Origin of the sequence: Ectopseudomonas guguanensis, assembly GCF_900104265.1 — a bacterium.
Lineage (GTDB): Bacteria > Pseudomonadota > Gammaproteobacteria > Pseudomonadales > Pseudomonadaceae > Aquipseudomonas > Aquipseudomonas guguanensis.
Window position 1 is genome coordinate 372263 of record NZ_FNJJ01000001.1, and the last position, 12485, is coordinate 384747.

At 66.1% G+C, this 12485-nt stretch carries 12 protein-coding genes; 9 read left to right on the plus strand and 3 right to left on the minus strand.

The window, feature by feature from the left end; translation table 11 throughout:
- The first annotated feature begins 273 nt into the window (after positions 1-273).
- From ygfZ to BLS61_RS01805, 3 genes are all read left to right on the plus strand, one after another.
- Positions 274-1215 (plus strand): CAF17-like 4Fe-4S cluster assembly/insertion protein YgfZ, encoded by a 942-nt coding sequence (gene ygfZ / locus BLS61_RS01795; RefSeq protein WP_090426532.1) that lies wholly within the window; start codon positions 274-276, stop codon positions 1213-1215.
- 46 nt (positions 1216-1261) lie between these two features.
- The gene (locus BLS61_RS01800; protein ID WP_090426534.1) at positions 1262-2098 is read left to right on the plus strand and encodes an HDOD domain-containing protein; all 837 of its coding nucleotides are present in this window, start codon (positions 1262-1264) and stop codon (positions 2096-2098) included.
- A gap of 139 nt (positions 2099-2237) precedes the next feature.
- Complete coding sequence (locus BLS61_RS01805; protein WP_090426537.1) at positions 2238-2993, plus strand: substrate-binding periplasmic protein; 756 nt, start codon at positions 2238-2240, stop codon at positions 2991-2993.
- On the opposite strand, the gene BLS61_RS01810 is transcribed toward BLS61_RS01805, so the two are convergent.
- Complete coding sequence (locus BLS61_RS01810) at positions 2976-4373, minus strand: sensor histidine kinase (RefSeq protein ID WP_090426542.1); 1398 nt, start codon at positions 4371-4373, stop codon at positions 2976-2978. The two genes, BLS61_RS01805 and BLS61_RS01810, sit on opposite strands and share 18 nt — an antisense overlap.
- Complete coding sequence (locus BLS61_RS01815) at positions 4370-5041, minus strand: response regulator (RefSeq protein ID WP_090426872.1); 672 nt, start codon at positions 5039-5041, stop codon at positions 4370-4372. Before BLS61_RS01815 ends, BLS61_RS01810 begins: the two co-directional genes overlap by 4 nt.
- A gap of 266 nt (positions 5042-5307) precedes the next feature.
- Between BLS61_RS01815 and BLS61_RS01820 the strand changes: the two genes are divergently transcribed.
- The 5 genes from BLS61_RS01820 to BLS61_RS01840 all read left to right on the plus strand — a co-directional run bounded on the left by BLS61_RS01820 (position 5308) and on the right by BLS61_RS01840 (position 10617).
- Entirely contained in the window at positions 5308-6573 is a 1266-nt protein-coding gene (locus BLS61_RS01820) for an OprD family porin (RefSeq protein WP_090426545.1), read from the plus strand.
- 31 nt (positions 6574-6604) lie between these two features.
- Positions 6605-7582 (plus strand): Bug family tripartite tricarboxylate transporter substrate binding protein, encoded by a 978-nt coding sequence (locus BLS61_RS01825; protein ID WP_090426549.1) that lies wholly within the window; start codon positions 6605-6607, stop codon positions 7580-7582.
- 63 nt (positions 7583-7645) lie between these two features.
- Positions 7646-8089 (plus strand): tripartite tricarboxylate transporter TctB family protein, encoded by a 444-nt coding sequence (locus tag BLS61_RS01830; RefSeq protein ID WP_090426552.1) that lies wholly within the window; start codon positions 7646-7648, stop codon positions 8087-8089.
- Between the two features lies 1 nt (position 8090).
- Complete coding sequence (locus BLS61_RS01835) at positions 8091-9611, plus strand: tripartite tricarboxylate transporter permease (RefSeq protein WP_090426555.1); 1521 nt, start codon at positions 8091-8093, stop codon at positions 9609-9611.
- Positions 9595-10617, plus strand: a complete 1023-nt coding sequence (locus BLS61_RS01840) for an AbrB family transcriptional regulator (RefSeq protein WP_090426558.1) — start codon at positions 9595-9597, stop codon at positions 10615-10617. Before BLS61_RS01835 ends, BLS61_RS01840 begins: the two co-directional genes overlap by 17 nt.
- Before the next feature lie 115 nt (positions 10618-10732).
- On the opposite strand, the gene BLS61_RS01845 is transcribed toward BLS61_RS01840, so the two are convergent.
- On the minus strand, positions 10733-11614 hold the full coding sequence (locus tag BLS61_RS01845; RefSeq protein ID WP_090426562.1) for an RluA family pseudouridine synthase: 882 nt from the start codon (positions 11612-11614) through the stop codon (positions 10733-10735).
- A 123-nt stretch (positions 11615-11737) separates the two neighbouring features.
- On the opposite strand from BLS61_RS01845, the gene BLS61_RS01850 reads away from it, so the two are divergent.
- Entirely contained in the window at positions 11738-12409 is a 672-nt protein-coding gene (locus BLS61_RS01850) for a COG3650 family protein (RefSeq protein ID WP_090426567.1), read from the plus strand.
- Positions 12410-12485: the final 76 nt, after the last annotated feature.

Consider the following 12485-nt stretch of genomic DNA (forward strand, 5'->3'; position numbering starts at 1 on the left):
TCGCCCCTTTGGGGAGAGGGTTAGGGCGGGCCGCGTTCGGAGAGGGGAAAACTGGCAGGTTTGCGGTGTTTTCAGCCCTCTCCCCCAGCCCCTCTCCACTAGGCGTGCCCCCAATAAATGGGAGAGGGGGGCCAAACGTGTACAACCTTGAGTGAACAGCATCGAGGCGATGCCGGGCTTTTTCTGCGCTTTTGCATGAAGCCTGTAGCTTGAGGCTTGTGGCTGCTTTTATGATGACGCCTCTGACCTTTATCCAGTGATTCGATCTGCATCATGGCCGATAGCGCTTATTTCACCCTCCTCGATCACGAAGGCCTGCTCGCCGTACGCGGCGCTGATGCGGCCAAGTTCCTGCAGGGGCAGGTGACCTGCAACCTCAATTACCTCAGCGCCAGCCAATCCAGCCTTGGCGCTCGCTGCACGCCCAAGGGCCGCATGCTGTCGAGTTTTCGCATCGTCCCGGTGGACGACGGCTACCTGCTGGCCATGGCCCGCGAGCTGATCGAGCCGCAGCAGGCGGACCTGCAGAAATACGCGGTATTCTCCAAATCCAAACTCACCGATGAAAGCGCCGCCTGGGTGCGCTTTGGCCTGGCCGGCGGCGACGCCGTGCTCGGTGACCTTGGCCTGCACCTGGGGCCTGCCAGTGACTCCGTGGCCAGCGCCGGACCATTGCTCGCCGTGCGCCTGAGCGACGGCCGCGCCGAGTTGTGGGCACCAGCCGCTGAAGCCGAACGATTGCAGGGCCGCCTGGCCGCCTTGCTGCCTCAGGCTCCGCTGAACGACTGGTTGCTGGCCCAGGTACGCGCTGGCGTAGGCCAGGTGTTCGGCGCCACCCGTGAGCTGTTCATCCCGCAGATGATCAACCTGCAGGCCCTCGGCGGCGTGAGCTTCAAGAAAGGCTGCTACACCGGCCAGGAAATCGTTGCGCGCATGCAGTACCTGGGCAAGCTCAAGCGCCGCCTGCAGCGCCTGCGCCTGGTCGGCAGCGAACTACCGACCGTCGGCAGCGAATTGTTCTCCCCGGTGCATGGCTCCAGCGTCGGCGAAGTGGTGCTGGCCGCCCAGGCCGGTGACGCCATCGAACTGCTCGCGGTGTTGCAGGATGACGCCGTCAACGACGGCCGTATTCATCTCGGTAGCAGCGAAGGCCCGACATTGACCCTGCTCGATCTGCCGTACCAGCTGGATGCCGACAAGGAAATCCAGCGCTGACTAAACTTCCCTGGCGCCTTACCGGATCGCCTAAGAGAGCCACTTCATGAGCAAGCTTGCTGAAAAAGTCCAACAGGAACTGATCCATGCCATCGAGAACGATGAGCTGGTGCTGCCCACCCTGCCCGAGGTGGCGCTGAAGGTTCGCGAGGCAGCCGAAGACCCGGACGTGGGCATACCGCAGATCAGCAAGGTGATCGGCAACGACGCCGCCCTGACCGCGCGCATCATCAAGGTGGTCAACAGCCCGTTGCTGCGCAGCAACAAGGAGATCACCGACCTGCAGATGGCGGTCAGCCGTCTGGGCATCAACTACACCTGCAACCTGGCCACCGGCCTGGCCATGGAGCAGATGTTCCAGGCCACCAGCGACGTGGTCGACCGCAAGATGCGTGAAGTGTGGAACAAGAGCACCGAAATCGCCGGCATCTGCCACGTACTGTGCCGCCATTACACCCGCCTGATGCCCGACCAGGCCACCCTCGCCGGTCTGGTGCATCAGATCGGCGTGCTGCCGATCCTCACCTATGCCGAAGAGCACAACGAGCTGCTGGCCGACTCCATCAGCCTCAACCATGTGATCGAGCAGATCCACCCGATCATCGGCGACAAGATCCTGCGCACCTGGGAATTCCCCGAGCCCATCGCCATCGTGCCCAGCCAGTACCTGAACTTCACGCGCGACTCGGCCAAGGTCGATTACGTCGACATCGTCCAGGTCGCCACCCTGCAGAGCTATCTGGGCAGCGAGCATCCCTACACCCAACTGGACTGGAGCAAGGTGCCGGCCTTCGCCAAGCTCGGCCTGGACCCGCAGGTCGACATGCAGGCCGACGAAGACCTGTCCGCGGCCATGGAAGCGGCCATGAGCATGCTGCAGTAAAAGCGACCCGCCACGGATGGCAAAAAATTGTCGGGAACAATTTTTGACGTCGTTGTGCGACGGCCCGAAGGGTGATCTACGGGAATGTAGATCACGAAATGCCTCTACACTCAGCTCAATCTCCTGAGGAAGTAGAGCCATGCGCTTCGCGCTTCTCCTAATCGCCCTGCTGTGCGGCAGCATCCAGGCTGCCGACAGCATGCGCCTGACCAACGGCGAATGGCCACCCTACCTGGGCGAGCACCTGCCCCACCACGGCGTCGCCTCGCGCATCGTCGCCGAAGCCTTCGCCCTGCAGGGCGTCGAGGTTCGATGGGAGTTCCACCCCTGGGCACGCTCGCTGAAGATGGCGGAAAAAGGCGAGCGCGACGGCAGTGCGGTATGGCTGCACAGCAGCGAACGCGAACGGCTCTTCCATATCAGCGACCCGGTCGTGGAAAGCGGCTATTACCTGTTCCACCGCAAGGCGCATGAATTCGACTGGGCCAGTGTCGAGGACCTGCGCGGCCTGCGCATCGCCGGCACGCGCGGCTATGACTACGGTGAGGCCTTCCAGCGCGCCGAGGCCGACGGCGAGCTGCAGGTGGTACGTCTGAACAGCGATGAACAGGGGCTGCGCCAACTGCTGGCCGGGCGCATCGATGTGTTTCCCCTCGACAAGGTGGTGGGCTTCGACATGCTCCACCGCCACTTCAGCCCTGCCGAGCGTGCGCGCCTGAGCTTCCACCCGCTGCCCCTGCGCAGCGACAACCTGCACCTGCTGCTGTCGCGCGAAATCCCCGGCAACGCAGAACTCATCGAACGCTTCAATCGCGGGCTGGCGCAGCTGCGCGAGAGCGGCAAGGTGGCCCAGTACCTGCTGGAAATTCAGCAGCCGCTAAGTCTCGGGCACTGACAGCGGAAACTCGACACGCACCCGCAGGCCGTGCGGCTGCGCCTGGTGCAGGCTGATCCTGGCCTGATGGGCGCGACAGATCTCGCCGACGATGGCCAGACCCAGACCGGCACCATTGCCCAGATTGCTGCGCCTGTAGAAGCGCTCGAAGACCTTCTCGTGCTCGGCCTCGGGAATGCCCGGCCCGTCGTCCTCGACCTCCAGCACGGCCGGCGCCAGGGCACGGATGATCAGGTTGCCGCCGGCCGGCGTATGCGCCAGGGCATTGTCCAGCAGGTTGTTCAGCAGCTCGTTGAGCAGCGTCGGCTCGCCATCGATCCACACCGGCTGATCGGCCTCCAGCGCCAGCGCGACGCCACGGGCGTGGGCCAGCGGGGCCATGGCCAGGCCCAGTTCGCGAGCCAGCTGGCTGAGGTCGATGCGCTGCGCGCCGCCCTCGGTAATGGCCCGCGCGCCACTCTCGATACGCGCCAGCGACAGCAGCTGGTTGGCCAGCGAGGTCAGACGGTCGCCCTGCTGCGCCACCTGCTCCAGCGTGCTGCGCCACTCCTCGGGCTGCTCGGCACGCAGGCCCAGGGTGATGCGCGCCTTGAGCGCCGCCAGCGGCGTACGCAGCTCATGCGCCGCATCGGCAATGAACTGCGACTGGCGCTCGAACAGGCCGCGCAAGCGCTCGTTGAACTGGTTCAGCGTTTCCACCAGCGGCAGCACTTCGCGCGGCAGCCCCTCGTCCGGCAGCGGCTGCAGGTCGTCGCTGGCCCTCTCGGCCACTTCCCGGCGCAGCGCCTCCAGCGGGCGCAGGGCCAGGTTCACCGCCAACCACACCAGCAGCAGGGCGCTGACTGACAGCAGCCCCATGCGCCACAGGGTGCCGATCAGCAGCTCGCGGGCCATGCGCTCGCGCGCGCCCTGGGTTTCCGCCACGCGAATCTCGGCGATACCGTTGAGCTGCGGCTCGCTGACCGGCTGCAGCAGGCTGACCACGCGCACACCCTGGTTGCGATACACGGCATCGTAGAAATGCGCCAGCGCCGGATAGTCATCGGTACGGGGCGTGCCCGGCGGCGCCGGCGGCAGGTCCTCATAGCCGGAAACCTGCTCGCCCTCGAGGTCGAGCACCTGATAGTAGATGCGCCCGGCACTGTCATAGGCGAAGGTATCCAGCGCCACATAGGGAATATTTGCGCGCAACCGACCATTCTCGGCATACAGGCCGTCGGCCACTGCCCGCGCCGATGCCAGCAATGTCCGGTCATAGGCCGTATCCGCCGCCCGGCGGGCACTCCAGTAAGCGGTGAAGCTGCTGAGCAGCAGAATCAGCGACAGCAACAGCGCCAGGCGCCGCAGCAGGCGCCCGCGCAGGCTGACGCCACGACTCATGCCTCGACCGCCTCCAGCAGGTAGCCGAGGCCGCGGAAGGTGACGATACGTACGGCGCTGCCTTCGAGCTTCTTGCGCAGGCGATGGATGTAGATCTCGATGGCATCCGGGCTGGCGTCCTCGTCCAGGCCGAACACCTGAGCGGCCAGTTGCTCCTTGCTCATCACCCGTCCCGGCCGGGCGATCATGGCCTCCAGTACCGCCTGCTCGCGGGCGGTGAGGCTGAGGGCCTCGCCATCGAGGCTGAAGCGGCGCACGCCCAGGTCATAGACCAGGTTGCCGCAGCGCTGCAGCTGCTCGCCACCGAGCACGCTGCGCCGCAGCAGCGCCTTGACCCGCGCCTCCAGTTCGCTGAGCTCGAAGGGCTTGGCCAGGTAGTCGTCGGCGCCCAGATTGAGGCCGTGCACACGGTCCTTGACCTCGCCACGCGCGGTCAGCATCAGCACCGGCAGGGTCTGGCCGCGGTCGCGCAGACGCGCCAGCACGGCGAAACCGTCCAGGCGTGGCAGACCGATATCGAGAATCGCCAGGGCGTAGTCCTCGCTGGACAGCGCCAGATCAGCCGCGACGCCGTCATGCAGCACGTCCACCGTCCAGCCGGCGCCTTTCAGCACCTGGGCCACGCTTTCCGCCAATTGCGGGTGGTCTTCGACCAGCAGAATCCGCACTGCCACCTCCAGCTGCAGCATCGTGAGAGGCGCGCAGTTTAGCGCTGCCACGGCTGCTGTGAATTGCTCAAATGCCAAAGCGGCAAACGAAACGCCATGGGAGCGACCTTGCCGGACCTTCGCCGCCAGCGCTGAAAAACTTTTCGCCATGAAAGCCTGGCGAAAGCTTGCCCTCATAGCATCGATTCAGGGTGGCTCGAACCACCCGCCAAAGCGACCTGGCAGTGGTGCCAGGTCGCGACAAGAACAAGAACGGAGACCACACGATGCTCGCAGCCTCACGCCAGGCCCTGCCGCCTGTACGCCTGCTCTGCCTGGCAATCGCCGCTACCGGCGTTGCCCCCCTCGCCAACGCCGCCTTCATCGAAGACAGCAGCGCCAGCCTCACCGCCACCAACATCTACCTGAACCGCGACTTCCGCCAGTTCGATGGCCAGAACAAGCGTGAAGAATGGGGCCAGGGCTTTCGCCTCGACCTGCAATCCGGTTTCACCGAAGGTACCGTCGGTTTCGGTGTCGACGCCATGGGCCTGCTCGGCCTCAAGCTCGACTCCGGTCGCGGCCGTACCGGCACCGACCTGCTGCCCGTACATGATGATGGTCGCTCCGCCGACGAATTCAGCCGCCTGGGCCTGACGGGCAAGGTCAAGGTCTCGGCCACCGAACTGCGCTACGGCTCGCACGTGCCGGAACTGCCGGTGGTCAAGGCCAGTGACAGCCGCCTGTTGCCGCAGGTATTCGAGGGCGGCCTGCTGACCTCCTCGGAGCTCGAAGGCCTGACTTTCACCGGTGGCCGCCTGGACAAGGTCATCGACCGCGCCTCGACCAACTCCGAAGAAATGCTGCTCAACGCCAAGAACCGCCGCTTTGCCTCCGGCGTCGAAGCCGACCACCTGGATCTGGCCGGTGTCGACTACAAGTTCGCCCCCGGTTTCACTGGCCGCTACTACTTCGCCGATCTCGACGACATCTACCGCCAGCACTTCTTCGGCCTGCTCACCAGCCACAAACTCGGTGCCGGCACCCTGAGCAGCGACCTGCGCTACATCGTCAGCCGCGACAGCGGTGCGGCCAATGCCGGCAAGGTCGACAACCGGGCCCTCAACGCCATGGTCAGCTACGGCCTGGGCAACCATAAGTTCGGCCTGGGCCTGCAGGACATGAGCGGCGACACCGGCTTCGCCTACATCGACGGCAGCGATCCGTTCCTGATCAACTTCGTGCAGATCAACGACTTCGCCAACGCCGACGAGCGCTCCTGGCAGGCTCGCTACGATTACAACTTCGCCGGCATCGGCGTGCCCGGCCTGACCTTCATGACCCGCTACATCCGCGGCGACGACGCCCGCATCGCCGGCTCCGACGACCGTGGCGGCGAGTGGGAACGCGATATCGAATTCAAGTACGTGGTGCAAAGCGGCCCGCTCAAGGACCTCTACGTACGGGTACGCAACGCCAGCTTCCGCTCCGACTTCGCCCGCGACGCGGACGAGAATCGCGTCATCGTCGGCTACACCCTGCCAATCTGGTAAACAACAACAAGACTCGCGAGGAATCATCATCATGAAATCTGTCCTGACCCGTGCCGCCCTGGCCACCGCCTGCCTGGCGTTCGCCGGCCAACTGCTGGCTGCCGAACCCAAGCGCCCGGAATGCATCGCCCCGGCCAAGCCCGGCGGCGGCTTCGACCTGACCTGCAAGCTGGCCCAGAGCGGCCTCAAGGACACCGGCCTGCTCAAGGCGCCGATGCGCGTCACCTACATGCCCGGCGGCGTCGGCGCCGTGGCCTACAACGCCGTGGTCGCGCAGCGTGCCAAGGACCCGGGCACCATCACCGCCTTCTCCTCGGGCTCCCTGCTCAACCTGGCCCAGGGCAAGTTCGGCCGCTACGACGAGACCGCCGTACGCTGGCTGGCGGCCATCGGCACCGACTACGGCGCCATCTCCGTGCGTGAAGACGCGCCCTGGCAGAACCTCGGTGAACTGGTCGCGGCGCTGAAGAAGGACCCGAGCAGCGTGGTGTTCGGCGCTGGCGCCACCATCGGCGGCCAGGACTGGATGCAGACCGCGCTGATCGCCCGCGCAGCCGGTATCGACCCGCAGAACCTGCGCTACGTCGCCTTCGAAGGCGGCGGCGAAACCCTCACCGCCATGCTCGGCGGCCACGTCCAGGTCACTTCCAGCGGCCTCGGCGAAGTCACCCCGCAGCTGGCTGCCGGCAAGATCCGCATCCTCGCCGTGCTGGCCGACGAGCGCCTGCCGGGCAAGCTGGCCGACATCCCCACCGCCAAGGAGCAGGGCTTCGACATCAGCTGGCCGGTGATCCGCGGCTTTTACATGGGCCCGCAGGTTAAGGACGAGGAATTCAACTGGTGGAAGACCCAGTTCGACCAGATGCTCGCCCGTGACGATTTCGCCACCCTGCGTGAACAACGCGACCTGTTTCCCCTGTCGCTGACCGGCGACGAGCTCGATGCCTTCGTGCACAAGCAGGTGGAGGAATACAAGGCGCTGGCCGGCGAGTTCGGTCTGGTCCAGTAACACTCCTTGCGCAATCCGCGTTCGGCCGCCATGCGGCGGCCGGCGCTCCCGAGGTAAAACACCATGTACGTTCGCCTGTTCTCCGCGATCTGGCTGCTGCTGTGCGCCTGGCTCGCTGTCGTTGCCTGGGGCTTCCAGGCGCCCTTCGCCTACGACCCGGTCGGCCCGCGCGCCTATCCCCTGCTGCTGCTGGGCCTGATGGGCGCCGGCAGCCTGTGGCTGATCATCAAACCCGGCATGCTCGAGCAACGCCTGGACGTTCCCATGGCGCTGCGCAGCGCCCTGTGCGTGGTGGTGCTGCTGGCCTATGCGCTGACCTTCGAGCTGCTCGGCTTCGTCGTCAGCACCGCCCTGGCCACCTTCGCCCTCGGCCTGCTGTTCACCGGCCGTCCGCTTCCCTGCGCGATCAGCGCGGTGCTGATGGGCGTGCTGCTGTACAGCCTGTTCGACCTGTTGCTGGACGTGCCCCTGCCGCTCGGCCTGTTAGACGCTTTCGTGGAGAGCTGAAATGGAAACCCTCAACTTCCTCATGCAGGGCTTCGACGTCGCCACCAGGCCGACCAACCTGCTGGTGGCGCTGTTCGGCGCCTTCGTCGGCACCGTGGTCGGCCTGCTGCCGGGTCTCGGCCCGATCAACGGCGTGGCCCTGCTGCTGCCGTTGGCCTTCGCCCTCGGCCTGCCGCCGGAAACCGCACTGATTCTGCTTGCCGCCGTGTACCTGGGCTGCGAGTACGGCGGACGCATCTCCGCCATCCTGCTCAACGTGCCCGGTGATGCCGCCGCGGTGATGACCACCCTCGACGGCTACCCGCTGGCACGTCAGGGCAAGGCCGGCATCGCCCTGTCGCTGTCGGCGGTCAGCTCGTTCATCGGCAGCATCATCGCCACCTGCGGCGTGGTGCTGTTCGCCCCGCTGCTGGCGAAGTGGGCGGTGGCCTTCGGCCCGGCCGAGTACTTCGTGCTGATGATCTTCGCCATCGCCTGTCTTGGCGGCATGGTCGGCGACAAGCCGGTCAAGACCCTGATGGCAGCACTGATCGGCCTGGCCCTGGCCACGGTCGGGGTGGACTCGACCACCGGCGTGTACCGCTTCACCTTCGACAGCGTCAGCCTGTCCGACGGCATCCAGTTCGTCATCGTGGTGATCGGCTTCTTCAGCGTCAGCGAGATCCTGCTGATGCTGGAAAAGACCCATGGCGGTCAGAAAGCCGTGAAGGCCAGCGGGCGCCTGCTGTTCAACTTCAAGGAGTTCTGCCTGAGCTTCTGGACCATGATCCGCAGTGCGCTGGCCGGCTTCGTCATCGGCACCCTGCCGGGTGCCGGCGCAACCATCGCCAGCGCCATGACCTACATGACCGAGAAACGCCTGGCCGGCCCCAAGGGCCGCTTCGGTGACGGCGACCTGCGCGGCCTGGCCGCCCCGGAAGCAGCCAACAACGCCTCGGCCTGCGGCTCGCTGATCCCCATGCTGACCCTCGGCGTACCCGGTTCGGGCACCACGGCGGTGATGATCGGCGCTCTGACCCTGTACAACATCACCCCCGGCCCGCTGCTGTTCGAACAGCAACCGGACGTGGTCTGGGGCCTGATCGCTTCATTGTTCATCGGTAACGTCATCCTGCTGGTGATGAACATCCCGCTGGTCGGCCTGTTCTCGCGCATGCTCGCAGTACCCAACTGGGTACTGGTGCCGGCGATCACCGTGATCAGCATGGTCGGCGTGTACGCGGTGCACAGCACCACCTTCGATCTGGTGCTGATGGTCGTTCTCGGCGTGTTCGGCTACATCCTGCGCAAGCTGGACTTCCCGCTGTCGGCGCTGATTCTCGGCTTCGTCCTCGGCGAGCTGATGGAAGACAACCTGCGCCGTGCGCTGTCGATCTCCGCAGGCGACCTGGGCATCCTCTGGAGCAGCCCCATCACCCTGGCGCTGTGGGCGCTGGTTGCGCTGATGCTGGCGCTGCCGGGCATCCGCTGGCTGCGTCGACGCAAGCAGATCAGGGCCGAGGCCGATGCCGCTGCCGCGTGATCTGTGGGTAACGCCGCTGACCGGTGCGGTCGGCGGCTACCTGGCCAGCCTCGCCGGTTGGCCTTTGCCGTGGATGGTCGGCTCCCTGCTGGCGGTGATCGCCCTGCGTTGCCTGGCCAACCGCGCCTTCACTGAACTGCCTGGCGGGCGCAAGGCCGGCCAGTGGCTGGTGGCCAGCGGGATAGGCCTGCACTTCACCAGCGATGTGCTGGAGCAGGTGCTCGGCCACCTGCCGGTGGTGGTCATGGGCGCCTTCGGCACCCTGTTGCTGAGCCTGATCGGCATCGCCATCCTGCGCCGCGCCGGTGTCGACCGCGCCACTGCCTTCTTCGCCAGCATGCCTGGCGGCGCCAGCGAGATGGTCAACCTGGCGCTGCGTCACGATGCGCAACCGGCGCGCGTGGCAGCGGCTCACAGCCTGCGCCTGCTGTTGGTGGTGCTGCTGATTCCGGCGCTGTTCACCTGGGGCCTGCCCGCCGTCAGTGCCCCGCCGCCCCTGCCGGTGGACTGGGCCTGGCTGCTCGCGCTGCTGGCAGCTGGCGGGCTGTTGGCCATGCTCTGGGCGCGCCTGAAGCAACCCAACCCCTGGATGCTCGGCCCGCTGACCGCCTGCGCCGTGGCCAGCGCCGGCTTCGACCTGCATCTGGGCCTGCCGCAAGGCCTCGGTCAGCTCGGCCAATGGCTGATCGGCTGTGCGCTGGGCTGTCACTTCGACCGCGCCTTCTTTCGCAGCGCTCCGGGCTTCCTCGCTCGCGTCCTGCTGTTCACCCTGCTGGCGATGCTGGCCGCTGCCGGTCTCGGCGAGGCGTTGGGCTGGCTGGCCGGGGAAGATCACCTGTCGCTGATGCTGGGCATGATGCCCGGCGGCATCACCGAACTGTGCCTGACTGCCGAGGCGCTGCAGCTGTCGGTGGCGCTGGTCACCGCCCTGCAGGTACTGCGGCTGTTTCTGGTGATGTTCCTCGCCGAGCCGTTGTTCAGGCTCTGGAGCAAGAGCCATGCGTAGCCCGCTTTGTGCGGGCTTTTTTATGACACTTCTGGTGCGCACGGCGCACCCTACGGAACGACGCACCGCCGCCACGATTGGTGCGAACGTGTAGGGTGCGCCATGCGCACCAGCGCTACCACTGCAACTGCAATTGGCTTTCGAACTCGCGTATCTGACCACTCACCGGATCGACGAAGCGCAGGCCGCGCGCCAGCAGCTTGAGCGGCTTGGCGTAATCGTCCGGCTGGTTGCGTGACTCCAGCAACTGCGGATAGAAGTCGTCGCCGACGATGGGCGCGCCGAGCCCGGCCAGATGCACGCGCAGCTGATGCTTGCGCCCCGTTACCGGCGAAAGCCCATAGCGCCACAGCTCGCTACGACGCTCCAGCACCTCGATACGCGTCTCGCTGTTGGCCTCGCCCGCCACCTCCTGCATGCGAAAGAACGGCTCGCCTTCGACCATGCGCGAGCGATGCACATGGGGAAACTGCAGTTGCGGCAGCGCCGGGGCTATGGCCTCGTAGCGCTTTTCCACCGCACGCTGGCGAAACAGCGCCTGGTAAAGACCGCGGCTGGCCGGGTTGACCGAGAACAACACCAGGCCGGCGGTGAGCCTGTCGATGCGATGAATCGGCACCAGGTCGGGGTTGCCGGTGCGCCGGATCAGCCGCGCCAGCAAGGTCTGCTCGACGTACTCGCCGGCCGGCATCACCGGCAGGAAATGCGGCTTGTCCGCCACCAGCAGATGCTCGTCCTGCCACAGCACCTGCTCGACGACGGGAATCGGCGTTTCGTTCGGCACCTCACGGAAATAGCGAACCTTGAGCCCGACTCGATAGGGGTGTTCAGGGCCCAGCGCAGTCCCACTGGCGTCCAGCACGCGACCACGGGCCATACGCTCTTGCCAGGTGGCGCGATCGATGGCAGGAAAGCGATCGCACAGGCAATCGAGCACCGTCGCCCAGTCGCCCTGCGGCAGGTGAAGGGTGCTGGGGCGCATGGCGGGGCTGGGCATTGCAAAGGCTCGCACGGATCGGGACCGGCGAATTAGGCCGCACTCGCAGGGCTCAGTCAAAGCAAACGGCTTGAGCCACGGTCGCGCTGTGGCTATGGTGGCCGCTCGCATTTGGAGAGACCCATGTCCATCACCCGTTCCCTGCTCACCAGCGTCGCCCTCCTCCCGCTTCTGGCCGCCTGCCAGGTCTACACCGGCAAGCCGGAAGGCCCACCTCCGGCCACCCGCCTGCAGGGTCAGGTACAGGTCGAGAATGGCCAGCTGGTCTTCACCCCCTGCCAGGAGCAGCGCCGCTTCGTGCTGGCAGATGGCGACGGCAGTGCCACCGAGCGCGAAGTCATGCGACTGGGCAACGATGGCCGGACCAGTCTGTTCGCCGATCTGGCCGGTCGTCTGGGCGGCAGCCAGGGCAAGGGCAACGACGGTCGCTTCGAGGTCAGCCAGATCTATCGCCTGCAGGGCGAAGGGCATGGCTGCGACGATCTCAACTTCAAGCGCCTGGCCTTGCGCGCCAGTGGCAACGAGCCGTTCTGGCAAGTGGAAATCGGCAGCAAGGGCCTGGTGCTCAACCGCCCCGATCACGAGCCGCTGGCGCTGCCCTACCTCGAGGAGCAACTGCCGGACGGTCGTCTCAACTTCAGCAGCGAGGCCAATGGCCAGCGCCTCGATCTGTGGGTCGCCCCGCAACGCTGCGTCGACGCCATGAGCGGCGCGCTCAACCACCTCAGCGCCGAACTGCGCCTCGATGGCCAGGTACTGCGCGGCTGCGCGCATTTCGGCGCCATGCGCAACTGAGGCCGCGCGAGCCAACACGCACGGCCAACCGGGGGCGTCGATCCTGTACAATCGCCGCCCTTTTCCACCTTGCCGG

Excerpts from the sequence above, each read along its gene's own strand:
- BLS61_RS01825 (WP_090426549.1), top strand. The coding sequence starts at position 6,605 with ATGAAATCTGTCCTGACCCGTGCCGCCCTGGCCACCGCCTGCCTGGCG.
- BLS61_RS01830 (WP_090426552.1), top strand. The coding sequence starts at position 7,646 with ATGTACGTTCGCCTGTTCTCCGCGATCTGGCTGCTGCTGTGCGCCTGG.
- BLS61_RS01805 (WP_090426537.1), top strand. The coding sequence starts at position 2,238 with ATGCGCTTCGCGCTTCTCCTAATCGCCCTGCTGTGCGGCAGCATCCAG.
- BLS61_RS01835 (WP_090426555.1), top strand. The coding sequence starts at position 8,091 with ATGGAAACCCTCAACTTCCTCATGCAGGGCTTCGACGTCGCCACCAGG.
- ygfZ (WP_090426532.1), top strand. The coding sequence starts at position 274 with ATGGCCGATAGCGCTTATTTCACCCTCCTCGATCACGAAGGCCTGCTC.
- BLS61_RS01840 (WP_090426558.1), top strand. The coding sequence starts at position 9,595 with ATGCCGCTGCCGCGTGATCTGTGGGTAACGCCGCTGACCGGTGCGGTC.
- BLS61_RS01800 (WP_090426534.1), top strand. The coding sequence starts at position 1,262 with ATGAGCAAGCTTGCTGAAAAAGTCCAACAGGAACTGATCCATGCCATC.
- BLS61_RS01845 (WP_090426562.1), bottom strand. The coding sequence starts at position 11,614 with ATGCCCAGCCCCGCCATGCGCCCCAGCACCCTTCACCTGCCGCAGGGC.
- BLS61_RS01820 (WP_090426545.1), top strand. The coding sequence starts at position 5,308 with ATGCTCGCAGCCTCACGCCAGGCCCTGCCGCCTGTACGCCTGCTCTGC.
- BLS61_RS01850 (WP_090426567.1), top strand. The coding sequence starts at position 11,738 with ATGTCCATCACCCGTTCCCTGCTCACCAGCGTCGCCCTCCTCCCGCTT.
- BLS61_RS01810 (WP_090426542.1), bottom strand. The coding sequence starts at position 4,373 with ATGAGTCGTGGCGTCAGCCTGCGCGGGCGCCTGCTGCGGCGCCTGGCG.